This is a genomic window from Methylophaga sp. UBA3192, from assembly GCA_002363955.1.
GTDB lineage: Bacteria > Pseudomonadota > Gammaproteobacteria > Nitrosococcales > Methylophagaceae > Methylophaga.
In genome coordinates, this window is the sequence record DEXE01000006.1 from 348,248 (window position 1) to 366,028 (window position 17,781).

Here is a 17,781-nt window from a genome sequence, read left to right on the forward strand (position 1 = left end):
GGTCTATTACTCTTCCTCAAGATCGCATCGGAAGGGAAGCGACAACAAGAGGAGAAGATTAGAATTAAAAATGATTTTAAAGTTGGTACAGAGACGTGCCAAATGGCAGAAATTTTTTGATTAATTATTTAAAGGGATATGTCATGAAAAAAATGATTCTTAATATCAGTTTGTTAATGGTCGTTATGTCCTCTTATTCACTTAGCGCTGAGGAACTGCCGGTCACTGAAAGGTTGGTTAATACACTTTCCGACCTTGCCGGCGGGCCCCATGCTGGCATTCGTTCAAATCATGCAAAAGGGCTAATGGCAACAGGTTATTTTGAAGCCTCAAAAGCAGCCTCTGATATCACTTATGCACCTCATTTTAATTTGCCTAAAACAGACGTATTGGTTCGATTTTCGAATGCCAGTGGAGTGCCCGATATTGCCGATTCAAGCCCGGATGGCTTTCCAAAAGGTATGGCGATAAGGTTTATGCTCCCGGAGGAGGAATACACCGATATTGTGGTGATTTCGGTAGAACGATTCCCGGTCAAGACACCGGAAGATTTTCTTGGATTATTAACAGCGATTAAAGATTCTGCCAATGCACAAACGAAACCGACACCCATAGAAGCTTTTCTGGAGCAACACCCTGAGACGTTAAGCTATGTGCAATTAGCCAAACCAGCTCCAATCAGTTATGCCACAGAAAAATTCCATGGCATTAATGCCTTTGAGTTTGAAAATGAACAGGGCAAAACGGTATATGGACGTTATCTCATTACGCCGGTGAATGGCACTGAATATCTCTCAGTAGAAGAGAGAGAAAATGCCGCCAATAATTATCTATTGGATGAGTTGCCAGTGAGATTAAGTGATGCGGGTGAGGCTAAATTTAATATCGCATTGCAGGTAGCTGAAGAGGGCGATTCAATTACTGATCCCACTGTAGTTTGGCCACCAGAGCGAAAAATTGTTCAGCTCGGAACATTGACACTTACTGAAATCATGACGGACGGTGAAAGTTATGCAAAAGCCAATATGTTTAATCCTTTAGCTCTTCCTGAAGGTATAAGCCCCACCAATGATCCCATTCTTTTAGCTCGCCCGGTAAGTTATGCCATCAGTTTTGGCAGAAGATTAAATCCTGAATAATTTTCCTGAAGTAGGGTTTGACACCCTTAATATTAACAGGGCGTCATGATTGAATTTAAAAGGAAAAGATTGAATGATTGTCATCAGAGACCGTGAACGTCGTGGGCATACGAAAATTAGCTGGCTCGACAGCCATCACACATTTTCATTTGGCGGCTTTCATGACTCGAACAATATGGGGTTCGGCGCTCTAAGGGTCATTAATGACGACCGTGTCGCACCTGGGGGTGGCTTTGGCCAGCACAGTCATCGTGACATGGAAATTATTACCTATGTGTTAGAAGGCGCGCTTGAGCACAACGACAGCCTTGGCAACGGCTCCGTTATCGTTCCTGGTGATGTCCAACGCATGTCTGCGGGCACCGGGATAACCCATAGTGAGTTCAATGCCTCGAAAAGCGAACCCGTGCATTTTCTCCAGTTATGGATCATTCCAGAGACGCAAGGTATCGCGCCCAGTTACGAGCAGAAACACTTCCCGCCCGGGGAGCGACAAGGTCAATTACGACTAATTGGTGATCGTTCGGGCGCACAAGGTGCTGTGACGATCCATCAAGATGTACGGCTTTATGCAGGGCAGTTTACTCAAAACGACTCTCTTATCCATGAGATAACTAATGGACATCGAGCTTGGCTGCATGTTGCCAGAGGGAACCTGCGACTAAATGGTCAAGAGCTTCGCGAAGGGGATGGCGCCGCTATTACAGACGAGCCTCAAATCTACCTCGAAACCGATCATCAAGCAGAAGTGCTTCTGTTTGAACTTGTCTAATGATCATGTTGCGGACGATCATGGCAGCGGTAGTGTTTATATTCATTTCGTTGCAGGCGTCCGCCAATGAATACTCACGACCCACCTTTGAAAAATTTCGTTTTGATGAAAGCCATGATTATCAAAACGCCTCTGCCATACGATCAAATCTGTACGACAGGCTGAAGCATATCCCGTTAACGAGTAGCAGGGAGAGTTACCTTAGCCTTGGCGGATCTCTTCGCGAACGCTATGAATATACGAGCAATCCAGTATTCGGTGATGCTCCGCAAGACGAAGACGGCGTCTGGCTTCAGCGCATCAATCTTCATGCTGATATGCAACTCGGCCGACACCTTCGTCTATTCGGCGAATTGACGAGCGCGCTGTCCGAAGGCCGAGCTGAGGGACCAAGTCCAGTGGATGAAAACAAGCTCGACCTTCAAAACGCCTTTGCCGACTTTTCGTTTGACTTAAACGACAGTACTGACCTGACAATTCGTGCCGGCCGTCAGGAAATTGAGTTTGGGTCCGGCCGTCTGGTCGACGTCCGTGAAGGTACGAATGTCCGTAGAACGTTCGACGGCTTTAGAGGGCTATTGAACCTCGCTGATTGGGAGTTAACCGCCGTGGCAGTTCGTCCCAGGCGTGACAGGGAAGGGATATTCGACGATAAAACCAATCACGATGAAAGTATGTGGGGAATTTATGCTGTTGGACAGCCCAGCTTTTTGCCTCAGGGTAACGTCGATTTTTACTATCTCGACTTTCGTGATGATATAGGCAGTTTCGTGCAGGGTGTTAACAAAGAAACACGGCACACCGTAGGCATAAGATTGTGGGGGGCTGCGAAGGGTTGGGATTGGAATTGGGAAGCCGTATATCAGTTCGGTTCATTCGGTGATAATAAAATCTCAGCCTGGACGCTTGCCAGTGACACTGGGTTCACTTTTTCAAACGCGTCCCTGCAACCGCGTTTTGGGCTCAGAGCAAACATCGCAAGCGGTGATAAGGATCCAGAAGATTCGATGCTTCAGACCTTCAACCCGCTGTTTCCTCGCGGTAATTACTTCAGTCAGGCGGCTGTTTTAGGACCACGCAATTTTTTTAATATAAATCCACATCTGCAACTTCAGATAACAGATAAATTGTCCCTCAATACAGATGTTAACTTTTATTGGCGCCTCGAAAAGAATGACGGCGTCTATAGTCCTTCAGGACAAATCATACGAGTGCCCGGTGACAGCGATGCCCGATACGTCGCCACAGGGCTTTCGATCGAAATGGCCTGGGCCGCTACAACGCACCTGGATTTTACTGCCATATACACTCACCTAGAACCAGGTTCTTTTATACGCGAAACCGGAGAAAGCAAACCTGTCGACTTCATCGAGTTGACCGCGCGATTTCGATTCTGACGAGTTTCAAAATTCGGATGTATAAGGGGGGGGAAGCTGATAGAGTCGTTTCACCAACTCCCCAATCACTTGAAATGATGCCTTTCTTAATAAACTGGTGAATGCTGGAATGAGGCCAGTCAACTACTTTATCCACATAACCATGTTTCACCGGATTGTAATGAATGTAATCAACATGTCTTTGATAGTCCAAATCATCACGGATTAAATGCTCCCAATAACGGCGTTGCCAGATACCGCGTTCTCGTTTCAATTTTCGACTTTGATTGATGATTTCGTGTTTGGGTAATGATCGAGAAAAAGCTGTTTTGACTAACATCCAGCGTTTGGCAAAATCAGCATCACCGGGTGGTAAAGTCCAGATCGCATGTAAATGATCGGGCAAGATGACCATGGCATCTATGTGAAAAGGATGACGTTTTTTCACCGTTTTGATGCAGGCGCGAAGCGTATCAATATGATCCGTCAGCAGGGTTTGTTTTCGGTTCAGCAAATTAACCGTAAAGAAATAAGTGGCGCCAGCCACCTCAGTACGACGATAACGCATTCATCACAATCCTTGTGAAAATAAATGTAGGTTGGGCTGAATTTATGAAGCCCAACAAGCGATTTGTAATTTTAGTTTATGATGAGGTTTTATGTCATATTTGAAAATGTTGGGCTTCGTGCCTCAGCCCAACCTACGGGCTAATTTATAAGATAAACAAGGATGTATCTATGGAAAAGTATGAACGATTATTAAAAATGGCTGCTTCTGTGGTGGCTATTACAGTGCCATGTATATTGTTATCAGGCTTTAGTTACCATATTGGTCATATCTTTACGTTTGGTTTGAGTTACGAACTGATAAATAAAGATATGAGTGATGTACTGGTTGAGAGCTGGTATGTCGGTGTTTTGGCTATTGCATGGTTACTTACTAAATTACCATTCTGGCTTGGCTTTTTTGTTTTATTAGTCATTGTTGGGCTGATTGCTTTTTTTTCTGCACGATACGCAAAAGAAAGTGGCAAAGATTGGCTATTTGAAGAACTGAGCAAAGAAAATCAAGGTAGAAAAATTTGGGGTATAACCCAATGGCATTGGTGTGAACTAGGTAGTATGTTTAAAGAGCTTACATCGTGGTTTTATTATCCGTTTGTCATTCTTTGTTTCGTGGGATTATTAACAGCCTTTCCATATGAAAGAGGGAAAGAAGATGCTGAAAAGCAAATACAAATATATGCAGAATCCGGCTGTAATAGTGAAGAAAAAATCGCCCAATGTTCTTATTTAATTGATACCAGCAGTGACAATAAAATCCTTGCAAAAGGCATTCTTATATCAGCTAATCAAGATCGAATTGCTATTTTTAATGATGAGTTGGAAGTGTGGCCTTTATTAGATAGTTATCTTATTAGAAAGCAAAAAAACGATTAAGAATTTTCTTTTCCATGCGGACTTAACGCGTGATTTCGTCAGATCTAAAAAAAGATAGATTTGGTAGGTTGGGCTGAATTTATGAAGCCCAACGGATAGGCTAGTTTTATGGAACCACCTTGAAATGTGAAAGAATTTTTATAATTTGGATTGTTGGGCTTCGTGCCTCAGCCCAACCTACCTTGCGGACCCCTTGATTTTTCTCGGGCTCTTGAATAAAACAACATCAGTAGGTTGGGTAGAGCTTGCGAAACCCAACGAAGCACGGCTGTTATTTCATTTATAAAATGTTGGGTTTCATTCTTTAACCCAACCTACCGATCATTTTTTTCGAGCATTTTTGTAATCTTCAGCGGATGTTCCATTTCTATTAAATTTTGTTGTACTACTGTGTTTTTTTAATAGATCAGGTCTAGCTTTTAATGCTTGTGACCAACCTCTTTCAAACTCATTATGTTCATATATTCCTCTCGGATAAGGGTTTTCGTACTTTTCACCGTATTCTAAGAAATATGCTTTTCCTTCATCTGAGGGCTCCATATCTTTTCCTCTTAGTTACTTAGAAAGTTAAGTTATGAATTAAAGTAATAAACTGAAATGTTTTGGTAACTTTGCATGTTGGATTTCATTCTTCAACCCCATCTGGCTAGAGGCTAATGTTTTATCTGTTTAGCAAAGTTTGTCAGTAGGGAAATTATATTACCGGTGTCTTTATCAGACTCGTTGGTTGACGAGACTGATTCAGAAAAAACTGTTTTTGCAACATGGCTTTTAAGTTCTTGTGCACTATCCGGATTCATAAGAGCAAGATATGGATCCAATGTCGTGAGAATATGTTGCCGACGTCTATTGATTACTTCAGTGTTACGATGCTTACCAGATTCTCGAGCGAAATAGAAAGCTGGTACAAACACGACTAATGCTAATGGTACTCGTCCAAGGACCTTCAACCATTCGAAAGTATAGTCTTCAGGTTTAAATAATGAAAATAACTCTGGAACAACCAAAAAGGCTACACCAGTAATCATAAGAAGTGATGCATATCTACGATACTTGTTGGCTAATTTTCTTTCTTCATTTGCATATGACGAATATGCACCGCCCTGTAAAGTATTTAATGTAACGCCATATACTTTTTCGGCATCGTCTTGTAGTTTGACAAGAACTTCGATAATTTTTGAGGACTTAATAGATAAATCTTTAAAGTTTTCATCCATTTTTGACTCAAGAATTTTTATAGTTTCATCTACATCGTCATTAAGCCGCTCGAGTATTCGCTCGTTTTTCTCTTTTCTTTCCTTTTCACTGCTTTGAAATTGGGTGTTAAATTCAGATGTTTGAATCTGGATCGTTTGTTTAACTGTTTCTGCATCAGATTTTATAGACGCAAGCAGAGCTTCCTGTTCATGAAGTCTTTTATTTAACTCTTTAAAGCTATCGGAAAATTCCGTAATGTTTTTTTGCGTTTTTTGAGTATAGTTATCTAAACTTGCATTTAAAGCATCAGAATAGGCACTAATTGACTCTCTAATACTCTTTTTTGTGATTGAAAAATTTGACGCATGAGTACTTTCAAATACAGCTAAAAGACTATCTACATAATTATTAGCATTAGTTAAATGTCCAATATTTCCGTTACCAATAAATGAATTAATTTCACTAAGGCATGCTGTGGCATTCTTGTTTATATTTGTTAATGTGATTGACGTTGTTAATTCAGGGTCAAAATTATTAAATATGTTATTTAGATAACTGATAACCTTTTGAATTCTTGCAATATCTTCTACGGATTGTTCATCTACTCTCTTTTCTAAATCTTTACTATGCAAAGACGTTTGAAGTTTCACCCAAGAGTCTACTGCTGGGTGGTTTTTCAATTGTTCAATCCATTTGCTCATGACATTGTCCTTTTAAAAAGCCGACATAAAGTCGGCTTTTTTTAAATCAATCAATCCCATTTCAAACCGCCACCGGTTTGATACTCGGTGACCTTGGTTTCGAAGAAGTTTTTCTCCTTCCGCATATTGGCTTGTTCATCCAGCCAAGGCAGGGTGGCTTCGGCGCCGGGGAAGGGTTCTTCAAAGCCGAGTTGTTTAGCACGACGGTTAGCGGTGTAGCGGAATTGGCCGTGGTGGGCTTCTTTTGAATAACCTAAGATCGGGTCACGCAGGATGTAGCCACCATAGGTTGCTTCAGCCGCATCAGCTTCTTCAAACATCTCCTGGATTTTCTTCGGATCCAGTTTGACGTTTTCTTCTTTGATGATTTGTTTGCAAACCCGAATACCGAACGAGGCGTGCATAACTTCATCACGCATGATGTATTGCAGCTGTTCGCCGGTGCCTTTCATCAAGCCACGACGTTGCAATGCAAAGATCGGTGAGAAGCCGTTATAAAACCAGCTGCCTTCGAAAATGCCGGCGAAGAACGCGTATGACATGACGAAGTTTTCCAGTTCGTCTTTATCACGCAAATCAATATCGCTACGCATCACGGTATCCAGACGTTCATTGGCCAGTTTGATCTTTTGATAAATCTCCGGCACCACGCGGTAGCGGTTGTAGATTTCACTTTGATCCAGACCAATAGTCTCGATGCAGTGCTGGTAAGTCCAGGTATGCAATGCTTCTTCATAGACCTGACGGGCCTGATAAATCTGCAGTTCCGGTGCGGTCATTTTTTCCATCACCGCCAGACCGATATTACGCATGGCGAGAATATCGGAGGTGGTCAGGTAGGACAGCACGTTTTCATAAACATGGCGCTCTTCCAGTGTCAGTTTATGACGGTAGTCATGAACGTCCTGTGCCATGTTGATATCGAGTGGCGTCCAGTGGTTTTTGTTGGCATTTAAAAAGTAATTCCATGCCCACGGATATTTGAATGGCGCAAGCTGATTGATATCAGCTTGTCCATTCACCACACGTTTGTCGTCAGCATTAACGGCTTTTGCGTTTGATGGCGGCAATTCACTGACACTGGCCGTGGTTGGCTCAGGTGTGTCGAGTTCATTGGCCGCTTGTTGCATAGGCGGAAGCAGTTCATTGTCGACTTTGTCGGTTGCCGGTTTTTCGGCAAGTGGATCGTCCCAGTTAAACATTATTGGCAAGCCTCGCAGTCTGGTTCCAAGATAGAACAGGCTTTCGGTGCGTCGATACCTTCGCCTGAAATAAAGTCATCTTCTTGTTTGGCAACCGGCTTTAACACGGGTGGTGCAGACGGTTTTGCTGTTGTTGCTGTGGTGGGTGCGGTGCTGGTTTTCTCGGCACCGGTTGCGCCCATTGAACGCAGGTAATAAGTGGTTTTGAGGCCACGTACCCACGCCAGTTTGTAGAGATTGTCCATTTTCTTACCGGATGGTTCTGCCATGTACAGGTTCAGACTTTGTGCCTGATCCAGCCATTTCTGACGGCGTGATGCCGCTTCAATCAACCAGCGTGCATCCATTTCAAAGGCGGTGGTGTACAGCGCTTTCAGTTCAGCCGGTACACGGTCAATCGCCAGCAGGCTGCCATCGTAGTATTTGAGGTCATTGATCATGACATCATCCCACAGGCCACGTGCTTTCAAATCTTCAACCATGTACGGGTTGATGACTGTGAACTCGCCGGACAGGTTCGATTTCACGAACAGGTTCTGGTAAGTCGGTTCAATCGACTGGCTGACACCGCAGATGTTTGAAATCGTGGCTGTCGGTGCAATCGCCATGGTGTTGGAGTTACGCATGCCTTGACGTTTGACTTTGTCACGCAGTGCATCCCAGTCCATGGTTTTGCTTTCGTCTTGTTGCAGATACTCGCCACGGGCTTCTTTGAGGATCTTGATGGAATCTATTGGCAGAATGCCTTTACTCCACAAGCTGCCTTCGTAAGATTTGTATTTGCCACGTTCTGCCGCCAAATCAGAAGATGCATCAATCGCGTAGTAGCTGACGGCTTCCATTGACTCATCCGCGAATTTCACTGCTTCTTCGGTGCTGTAAGGAATACGCAGTTTATACAATGCATCCTGGAAGCCCATGATGCCCAGACCAACAGGGCGGTGCAGCAGGTTGGAATGACGCGCTTGCGGCACACTGTAATAGTTGTACTCAATAACGTTATCCAGCATACGCATGGCGGTTTTCACGGTGCGGTTGAGTTTTTCTTTATCCAGTTTGCCGTTTTCGTCGATGTGCTGAACCATGTTGATCGAACCGAGGTTACACACCGCGATTTCCTGATCAGAGGTGTTCAGGGTAATTTCAGTACACAGGTTTGAGCTGTGAACCACACCAACATGTTGTTGCGGGCTGCGCAGGTTACAAGGATCTTTGAATGTAATCCAGGGATGGCCGGTTTCAAACAGCATGCCGAGCATTTTGCGCCACAGGTCAGTAGCCGGCATTTGTTTGAAGTTACGGATTTCACCGCGTGCCGCTTTCTCTTCGTATTCGTTGTAGGCTTTTTCAAACGCCAGACCGGTCAGATCATGCAGATCCGGCACTTCTTCTGGTGAGAACAACGTCCATTGACCTTCTTCGGCCACACGTTTCATGAACAGGTCGGGGATCCAGTTAGCGGTGTTCATATCGTGGGTACGACGACGATCATCACCGGTGTTTTTACGCATATCGAGGAATTCTTCCACATCGATATGCCATGTTTCCAGATACGCACAGACCGCGCCTTTACGTTTACCACCCTGATTGACCGCAACAGCCGTGTCGTTAGCGACTTTCAGGAACGGCACAACACCTTGTGATTTACCGTTGGTGCCTTTGATATGGGCACCCAGACCACGAACACGGGTCCAGTCATTACCCAGACCGCCAGCATATTTGGACAGCAGGGCGTTATCACGCATGGCGTTATAAATGCCGCTCAGGTCATCCGGTACGGTGGTCAGATAGCAAGACGATAATTGTGGACGCAATGTGCCTGAGTTAAACAGGGTCGGCGTTGAGCTCATAAAGTCGAAAGACGACAGCAGGTTATAGAACTCAATGGCGCGGGCTTCACGATCGATTTCATTAATCGCCAGACCCATTGCCACACGCATATAAAAGGCTTGTGGTAATTCAAAACGGGTGCCATCGCAGTGAATGAAATAACGGTCATACAGGGTTTGCAGACCAAGGTAAGTGAAGCTGAAATCATTTTCCGGTTTGAGTGCTGCGCCCATACGCTCCAGATCATATAAGCCGAGTTCTGAGTCAATCAGTTCGTTTTCAATCGCCGTGTGGACGTAGGTTTTGAAGTAGTCTTTATATTGTTCGGCCATTTCGCTTTGCGATGCCTGACGAGGGGCTTTGTAGACAAAACTCAATGCTTCACGGCGGATACTGTCCATCAGCAGGCGAGCAGCCAGGGTGCTGTAGGCAGGATCTTTTTCGATAAAGGTACGGGCTGACATGACCAGTGCTTTTTCGACGTCTTTTTCAGAAACACCGTCGAAAATATTGCGTTGGGTATCACGCAGAATGGCGGCATTATCAACCTGAGCAAGACCCGTACAGGCTTCATCAATCAGGTTACGCAGGCGGTCGATATCTAACGGCTGGCGAGTGCCGTCATTCAACGTGACGTGCAATGTGCTTTCATTGGCAGGTTGCGGGTGTTTGCGTTCTTCTTCCGCACGCTTTTGCGATTGCTGTTCACGGTAAACCACATACGAGCGGGCAACTTTGTATTCACCGGCACGCATCAGAGCGAGTTCAACCTGATCCTGAATATCCTCGATATGTACGGTGCCACCTTCATCCAGACGACGCAGCAGATTATCGCTGACTTGTCGGGTGAGTTCGGCAACCGTTTCGTGAATACGTCGGCTGTCTTTTGCGGCTTCGCCTTCAACGGCCAGGAAAGCTTTGGTCAAAGCAACAGCAATTTTGCTGCTGTTGAACTCAGTAACCTTGCCGTTACGACGGATAACCTTGTAACCGGATTCGGAGGAGGGTTGGATGTAGTTTTCTGCTTCGCTCGCCATAGTGATTTTCCCTGCTTTGTGTGGTAAGACTTTAAAAACGGCAAACCACAACAAATTGTGGTCGCAACATGATTGAACCACAAGATAATGTGTTTTTGAAGTCTTAGCAAGGGGATAAGTTGCACATAAATTGTGCATTAGATGTGGATAACTTCAGAGCGATCAGGCGGTAACTGAGCCGCCATGCGCGATCACCGAATTTGCCCCAATATGGTGAAGAAAAAAATATTTTTTTGTTTGAATGGGTGCCGGTGAATATCTTGTGGTCATTCTTCCCAACGAGCCGGAAAAGATCGACTCGCCGGGATATCAAATCGTCAAAATGCTCAGAATGTTTCACTCATTGAAATAGCCGAATCTTCAAGCAGTTTTTTGATTAGATCAATTTCATCATGCTCATCGGTTTGTACAACCACCGTCCAGTTTTGTTCATGACTGGCTTCAACGGTTTTGGTGATTAAGGGATCGTGATCAGGACGAATTGAAATCGCGCCCGCCAACATCATGCCAAAAACCAACCCGAAAAAGATAAACACAAGATACGTGAACATGGGGCTGGACTGAGTCATTTCAGGACCGCTGGACACTAAAAATGTTGCGATGACAATACCGACAATCATACCTATCAATCCAAGCCAGCCATGGGATTTAACGATGGTTTTGGCTATGCCATGGCTTTCAGGTTCGATTTTTCGGCTAATGGCGCTGTCATCCGGTTTAACAATACTGATTACGGCGGGTGAAAGGCCATTATTAATGAGTTTTTGCCTGGCGGCATTGGCGGAAACTTCATCACCATAGATAGCTGCAACACGACCAGTGTGTTTTTCATCTTGAATTTCTACTTCCATATTCGTTCCTCCTGATACACATAAAAACGTTTATTCATTCGGTGAATTAAATTCAGGTTAACGCTGTTATCTGAATTAATAAAGTTTCACAATGGGGATAACGACAGATGCTGTTCATAACGACATCTTATATAAACATGACAGCTTATAGCTTAAACAATTCATCAACGATGGGGTTTAACCTATGTTGAATTGCAGTGAATTTGTAAAACTGAAAAAAAATTGATCCCTATCATTTTTACTAAGCACTTCTTGTGCTATTTATAGTCTGAAAGCTGGGCAATTAATGTATGTTAACCCCCCAGTGATGTTGGGCCTGTAAATAGTACTGACCAAATTGGAGTCACCATGGAACTCGATCCGCTTTTACTGTCACGAATTCAGTTTGCGTTCGTGGTATGTTTTCACGCCATTTTCCCGGTCTTTACGATTGGTCTGGCAAGTTTTATCGCCGTATTGGAAGCCTTGTCATTAAAGACCGGCAACCCGCTCTGGCAGCGACTTTCGAAGTTCTGGATTCAGGTATTTGCTGTGGTGTTCGGCATGGGGGTGGTGTCGGGGATTGTCATGTCATTCCAGTTCGGTACCAACTGGAGTAATTTTTCTTACGCGACGGCCAACTTTCTGGGGCCGGTACTCAGTTATGAAGTTATCACCGCCTTCTTTTTAGAAGCGGCTTTTCTTGGTGTGCTGCTATTTGGCCGCGATAAAGTCCCGCAAGGTGTGCATTTATTTGCTGCAATCATGGTGGCGTTAGGCACGTTTATTTCCTCTTTCTGGATATTGGCCGCCAACTCGTTAATGCATACACCAGATGGTTTGGTATTGCGCGATGGACTGTATTACGTCGTTTCCTGGCGGGATGCGATTTTCAATCCGTCATTTGGTTATCGCTTCCTGCACATGGCACTGGCATCCTTTTTGACAGCCTCATTCGTGGTCGCGGGGGTGACGGCCTGGTTTATCATGCAAAAACGGGAAATGGAGGCCAATAAAAAGGCACTTTCCATTTCATTGTGGTTGATTCTGATTCTGGCGCCTGCACAAGTGTTGGTTGGCGATTTTCATGGCCTGAATACCCTTAAACATCAACCAATGAAAGTGGCGGCGATGGAAGGTAACTGGGAGACAGGAACCGGTGTGCCGTTGTTGCTATTTGCCTTGCCGGATCAGGAAAACCAGCAGAATCATTTTGAAATCAAAATTCCTAAACTGGCGAGTTTTATCCTGACACATGAATGGGATGGTGAAGTGCCGGGATTAAATGAAGTGGCACCTGAAGAGCAGCCGCCGGTATTTATTGTGTTCTGGGCCTTCCGGGTGATGGTGGCAATGGGCATGCTGATGGTGCTGTTTGGGCTGGCAGGACTCTGGCTACGCAAACGTGATCGCTATCTTGAGAGTAAACCTTTCCTGAACGGGTTAAGAGTGATGAGTCTGTCACCGTTTATCGCGGTGTTAGCAGGATGGATTGTCACCGAAACCGGTAGGGCACCCTGGTTAATCTATGAACAGATGACGCATGCGCAGGGGTTAACACCTTCGTTAACAGGCGGTATGGCGTTATTTACCTTGATTGGTTATGTCGCTGTGTATGCCATGGTATTCAGTGCCGGAGTGTTTTATCTGATGAGTGTCTTCCGGGGTGGCCTGGAAACTGCCAATGCCGATCAGCTGGATGACGATAAGGAAAAAGCCCAACGGCCAATATCAGCCGCCAATGCCAGTTTAGACGGAGGTCTGTAATGGAACAGCCATTTGATTTAGTGATTATCTGGGCCGGTATTATTGGCTTTTCGGTGATGATGTATGTGTTGATGGATGGTTTTGATCTGGGGCAGGGTATTTTGTATCCCTTTGCGCCGGATGATCATTCAAGAGACATTATGATGAACTCGGTTGCACCGGTCTGGGATGGTAATGAAACCTGGCTGGTGATGGGCGGTGCAGGGTTGTTAGGAGCTTTCCCGTTGGTGTATTCGGTCTTTCTGCCTGCTTTATATATAGGTGTGTTTCTGATGCTGGCCGGTTTGATTTTTCGCGGCGTGGCATTTGAATTTCGCTTTAAGGCAAATACCACCCGATACATCTGGGACTGGGCGTTTGCCGGAGGCTCTTTTGTCGCCGCGTTTGCTCAGGGCGCTGTTGTGGGTGCGTATGTTCAGGGCTTTGAAACCAGTAACTTTGTCTATGTCGGTGGCGCATTCGATTGGTTGACACCTTTCACCATTATTACCGGTCTGGGACTGGTAGCTGGCTATGCCTTGTTGGGTAGTACCTGGTTAATCATGAAAACCGAAGGCGAACTGCAGCAGTGGGCCTATCGTGTGACACTTCGCCTGCTGGTGTTGGTGTTGTTAGTGTTTGCCATTGTCAGCATCTATACGCCATTTGTTGATGCGGGTGTGATGGAGCGCTGGTTCCATGGTTTCTCTCTCATTTGGTTCTTACCGCTTTTGGCCCTTTACAGTGCGTATCTCATTTATAGCTCAGTGAAAAAACAGCAGGAAGGCTTGCCGTTTGTGGCCACCATGGGATTGTTTCTGTTCACCTATCTGGGATTACTGGCCAGTAAATGGCCCTATCTGGTTCCACCGGATTACACATTATGGGATGCCGCTTCGGCCTATGAATCGCAACTGTTCCTGTTGCTGGGCTTCCTGTTTGTCATTCCGTTTGTCCTGGGCTATATCGCCTGGTCTTATTGGGTCTTCCGCGGCAAAGTGAAAGGTGGTTATCACTAGCTAATGCCTGATGACTCGATAAGTAAAGCGAGAGCCAAAACTGGTCGTTTACTGTTAAAAGACCTCTCACAGAAACAGCGAAGCCGATTACTTTTAGCTGTTTTTGTGGGGGTGTTGGCAACGATCGCGATGATTGTTCAGTGGTTTGCTCTGGCAAAACTGACTTATGCATTAATCATTGAGCTGCAACCACTTACAGAACAGTTCATGCTGATTGCTTTGATGCTGCTGAGTCTGCTTTTACGCGCATTTTTTGTCAGAGTGCAGGAGCATTACAGTCAATGGGCCAGTATGACTGCGCGGGAGGATTTGCGAGAGCAGATTCTTTACGCTTGGCGGCAAACCAGTGCATTGCAGCATAGTCAACATTCTCCCGGCGCGGCTGCCAGCCAATTGATTGAAGATGTCGAAGCGATGGATGGTTATTTCGCCCGATTCTGGCCGCAGCAGTTGCTGGCTGTTCTGACACCTGTTCTGATCGTTATCGTCGTGTTTTATTACAACTGGCTGGCCGCCTTGTTTCTGGTTTTGGCAGCGCCATTGATTCCGTTATTTATGGTGTTGGTCGGGCTGGGCGCAGAAGGTATTAATCAAACGTTTTTTAAACAACGCCAGCGTCTGGCTGGGCATTTCTTGGATCGTGTTAAAAACCTCACGACGTTAAAACTATTTGCTGCAGATACGGCTGAACGTAAAGCAGTCGAAACACAAAGTCAGGATTATCGTCAGGTGGTGATGAAAACGCTGAAACTGGCGTTTTTATCGTCCGCGGTGTTGGAGTTTTTTACCAGCGTCGCCATTGCCAGTATTGCTATCTATATCGGTTTTGCCTTGTTCGGTTCAATCAGCTGGGGACCGGCGGCAGATATCACCTTGTTCAGTGGATTATTTATTCTGTTACTGGCCCCCGAGTTTTTTCAGCCTCTTCGAAACCTGTCGCAGTTTTATCACGACCGTGCTGCGGCTCTGGCTGCCGCAAGTCATATTGCGACGTCTTTACATCACAAAAATAAGGTGGAAACGACCGGTAAGGTTTCACAGACGGATTCAGCAGAGCACGCGTTATCACGGTTAGTTCTAACAAAACTGAGCATAGGTTATACCGAGGGGAATGCGATACAAGGCCCGATGAATGTTGAATTAACCACAGGGCAGTGTCTGGTGGTTAGCGGGCCTTCAGGTTGCGGCAAAACCACATTATTGCATACGCTGGCTGGTTATCTGCCACCCGTCTCCGGTGAGCTGCAATTGAATGGCCAGATGATGGGCAAAGTAGCCATTCGCTACCTGCCGCAAAAGCCCTGGGTCATCAATGGAAGCTGGGCCGAAAACCTGTCAGTGCTGGCACCACAAGCGACAGCTGAAGAGATGCATAATGTACTGACAGCACTTGGGCTTGAAACCTTAATATCAAATAGAAACAATGGCTTGAACAATCAACTTAATGAGCATGGTGAAGGGCTTTCCGGTGGGCAGCTACAACGTCTTGCGCTGGCGCGAGTGTTGCTTTCACCCGCTCCGATGATATTACTGGATGAACCGACAGCCAGTCTGGACAGGGAAAGTCGTCACTATGTTCTGGCGGCACTTGCCGCATTAAAACCCCGCTGTATTTTAGTCATTTCGAGTCATGATACCGATGTGCTGGCACTTGCTGATCAGCCGCTTTGCTTTGAGTCTCGAAAGGCGGTTAAACATGCTGTTTAACACAAAGCGCAGCGATTCAGGTATACCGTTCTGGCTCAAAAAAGTGCTGGAAAATCAGCAGAAAAGATTCGTAATCGGGTGGCTGCTGGCATTAGTAACAGCGGTTTCGGCAATGGGCCTGTTAGCCTTGTCTGGCTGGCTGATTACGGCCACGGCCATAACCGGTTTGGCGATTACCGCTGGAAGTGCCACATTGCTGGATATTTACCGGCCGGGCGGGGGGATTCGGTTTTTTGCATTAAGTCGCACGGTAGGACGCTATTTTGAGCGGCTGCATAACCACGATATGGTGCTGCGGGTCATTGCCGGTTTCAGAAGCACGTTGTTTGACGGATTACTCGATTTACCGGTTCAACAACTGCGCGATACGCAGGACAGCGAATGGCTGAGCCGGTTAACCGCTGATCTGGATAATCTGGACAGTCTGGTATTACGTCTGTTATTACCCCCCATAACAGTAATAGGCAGTGTGTTGTTGCTCGCCTTGTTTATGAGCTTTTTCTGGATAACCCTCGGCTTGTCATTTGCCGCGGTCACATTGTTTTTGGGTATTGTCTATTTCAGTCTGTTAACCCGTAAAACCGCTCAAATCAGCCGTTTTTATGCTGAGCAGATCAATCATGCCCGTTTGCGGACCATTGAACATTTACAGGGACAGCTGGAATTACAGGCAGCCCATTTAAATGCTGCACATCAAACGCGACTGGTGCAGTCGCTTGCTGAGATTGGCAGGGCACAATTAAAACTGAATCAACAGATTGCCAATGCACAGTTCATGGTCAGTATCTGCCATGGGTTGTTGGTGATAGGTGTGGCGCTGGCAGCAATGTGTGCATACCAGAATGCTATTTTCAGTGGACCGGTTGCCGTTATGTTGGTTTTGGCTGTGTTTGGTTTAGGCGAGTTACTGCAAAACCTGCCGGGACAATTAGGCCAATGGGGCAAAACGCGCTATGCGGCTGAGCGTTTGCAACCCCTGGCCCAGCGTCAGCAGATGCAGGAAAAGGCTTTGCCGGAGCTTGAACGGTTATCCGTTATGCTGGCCGATCATCCCAAAGTTATCAGCAGTATTGATACGGCTATCGCCTTTGAATTAACCGACACACAATGTCTGCTGATAACGGGACGATCAGGAAGCGGAAAATCCACATTAGCTAATATGCTGACTGGGCTGGAAATACCGGATTCATTTATAACGCCTTATCAGTTGTTGATAAATGGCATTCCACTGCGTACAGATCAAACACAAGCCTGGCATAAGCAGATTGGCTATCTGACGCAGCAAAACAGCATCATCGCCGCGACGTTATATAGCAATTTGACCTTAGGGCTTTATGAAGTCGATGAGCAACAGCTTTGGCAGGCACTGACTTTAGTTGAGCTGGATGAGTGGGCCAAACAGCTACCAGCCGGGTTACACAGCTGGCTGGGTGATACCGGCAGCCAATTATCCGGTGGTCAGGCCAGAAGGGTCTGTCTGGCAAGACTGTTATTAAAAGAATCAAAACTGATCTTGCTGGATGAGCCTTTTAATGGCATTGATACAGAAATGGCACAACGCATCTGGCAGCGTTTGTATCCGCAGTGGCAGGATAAAATGCTTATCATGCTGATGCATGAACGGCCAGACTTTTACCCCAATGTAGATAATCAGCAGATTTTTGAAATCAAACTAGATCAAAACTAATGGTTAAAAAGTCTGAAATTTATTTGAAGTAGCGCACATTTTTCCCATACGGTTCGGCATGAGCGTTGCCTGTATCTTTATTCTTGAATTACTATTTT

The 17,781-nt window shown here is 45.6% G+C and carries 14 protein-coding genes; 8 read left to right on the forward strand and 6 right to left on the reverse strand.

The window, feature by feature from the left end:
• The first annotated feature begins 143 nt into the window (after nt 1–143).
• The 3 genes from B2337_RS08780 to B2337_RS08790 all read left to right on the forward strand — a co-directional run bounded on the left by B2337_RS08780 (nt 144) and on the right by B2337_RS08790 (nt 3,308).
• Complete coding sequence (locus tag B2337_RS08780; RefSeq protein WP_292413329.1) at nt 144–1,139, forward strand: catalase family peroxidase; 996 nt, start codon at nt 144–146, stop codon at nt 1,137–1,139.
• A gap of 73 nt (nt 1,140–1,212) precedes the next feature.
• Complete coding sequence (locus B2337_RS08785) at nt 1,213–1,911, forward strand: pirin family protein (protein WP_292413330.1); 699 nt, start codon at nt 1,213–1,215, stop codon at nt 1,909–1,911.
• Nucleotides 1,912–1,931: 20 nt separating this feature from the next.
• Nucleotides 1,932–3,308, forward strand: coding sequence for an alginate export family protein (locus B2337_RS08790; RefSeq protein WP_292413333.1), 1,377 nt, complete (start codon nt 1,932–1,934; stop codon nt 3,306–3,308).
• Here the strand turns inward: B2337_RS08790 and B2337_RS08795 are convergent.
• On the reverse strand, nt 3,277–3,855 hold the full coding sequence (locus B2337_RS08795; RefSeq protein ID WP_292413335.1) for an REP-associated tyrosine transposase: 579 nt from the start codon (nt 3,853–3,855) through the stop codon (nt 3,277–3,279). The genes B2337_RS08790 and B2337_RS08795 overlap by 32 nt on opposite strands.
• 170 nt (nt 3,856–4,025) lie before the next feature.
• Here B2337_RS08795 and B2337_RS08800 point away from each other — a divergent pair, with 170 nt between their 5' ends.
• Nucleotides 4,026–4,727, forward strand: a complete 702-nt coding sequence (locus tag B2337_RS08800; RefSeq protein ID WP_292413337.1) for a hypothetical protein — start codon at nt 4,026–4,028, stop codon at nt 4,725–4,727.
• Nucleotides 4,728–5,048: 321 nt separating this feature from the next.
• Here the strand turns inward: B2337_RS08800 and B2337_RS08805 are convergent, their stop codons facing one another.
• The 5 genes from B2337_RS08805 to B2337_RS08825 form a co-directional block, all read right to left on the reverse strand.
• On the reverse strand, nt 5,049–5,267 hold the full coding sequence (locus B2337_RS08805) for a hypothetical protein (RefSeq protein ID WP_292413338.1): 219 nt from the start codon (nt 5,265–5,267) through the stop codon (nt 5,049–5,051).
• 113 nt (nt 5,268–5,380) lie between these two features.
• The gene (locus tag B2337_RS08810) at nt 5,381–6,625 is read right to left on the reverse strand and encodes a hypothetical protein (protein ID WP_292413340.1); all 1,245 of its coding nucleotides are present in this window, start codon (nt 6,623–6,625) and stop codon (nt 5,381–5,383) included.
• A 50-nt stretch (nt 6,626–6,675) separates the two neighbouring features.
• On the reverse strand, nt 6,676–7,827 hold the full coding sequence (locus B2337_RS08815; RefSeq protein WP_292413342.1) for a ribonucleotide-diphosphate reductase subunit beta: 1,152 nt from the start codon (nt 7,825–7,827) through the stop codon (nt 6,676–6,678).
• Nucleotides 7,827–10,694 carry a ribonucleoside-diphosphate reductase subunit alpha gene (locus tag B2337_RS08820; RefSeq protein WP_292359625.1) on the reverse strand — a complete coding sequence of 956 codons (2,868 nt, stop codon included), beginning with the start codon at nt 10,692–10,694 and terminating at the stop codon, nt 7,827–7,829. The genes B2337_RS08815 and B2337_RS08820 overlap by 1 nt, the downstream gene beginning before the upstream one ends.
• Nucleotides 10,695–11,020: 326 nt before the next feature.
• On the reverse strand, nt 11,021–11,545 hold the full coding sequence (locus B2337_RS08825) for a hypothetical protein (protein ID WP_292359624.1): 525 nt from the start codon (nt 11,543–11,545) through the stop codon (nt 11,021–11,023).
• A gap of 348 nt (nt 11,546–11,893) precedes the next feature.
• On the opposite strand from B2337_RS08825, the gene B2337_RS08830 reads away from it, so the two are divergent.
• Genes B2337_RS08830 through B2337_RS08845 form a run of 4 tightly spaced genes read left to right on the forward strand, consistent with a single transcriptional unit; the run spans nt 11,894 to nt 17,683 of the window.
• The gene (locus B2337_RS08830) at nt 11,894–13,291 is read left to right on the forward strand and encodes a cytochrome ubiquinol oxidase subunit I (protein ID WP_292359622.1); all 1,398 of its coding nucleotides are present in this window, start codon (nt 11,894–11,896) and stop codon (nt 13,289–13,291) included.
• Entirely contained in the window at nt 13,291–14,289 is a 999-nt protein-coding gene (cydB, locus tag B2337_RS08835) for a cytochrome d ubiquinol oxidase subunit II (protein WP_292413344.1), read from the forward strand. Before B2337_RS08830 ends, cydB begins: the two co-directional genes overlap by 1 nt.
• Nucleotides 14,290–14,292: 3 nt before the next feature.
• A complete protein-coding gene (cydD, locus tag B2337_RS08840; protein ID WP_292413345.1) occupies nt 14,293–15,996 on the forward strand; it encodes a thiol reductant ABC exporter subunit CydD in 1,704 nt (567 codons plus the stop codon).
• Nucleotides 15,986–17,683 carry an amino acid ABC transporter ATP-binding/permease protein gene (locus B2337_RS08845; protein WP_292413347.1) on the forward strand — a complete coding sequence of 566 codons (1,698 nt, stop codon included), beginning with the start codon at nt 15,986–15,988 and terminating at the stop codon, nt 17,681–17,683. The genes cydD and B2337_RS08845 overlap by 11 nt, the downstream gene beginning before the upstream one ends.
• Nucleotides 17,684–17,781: the final 98 nt, after the last annotated feature.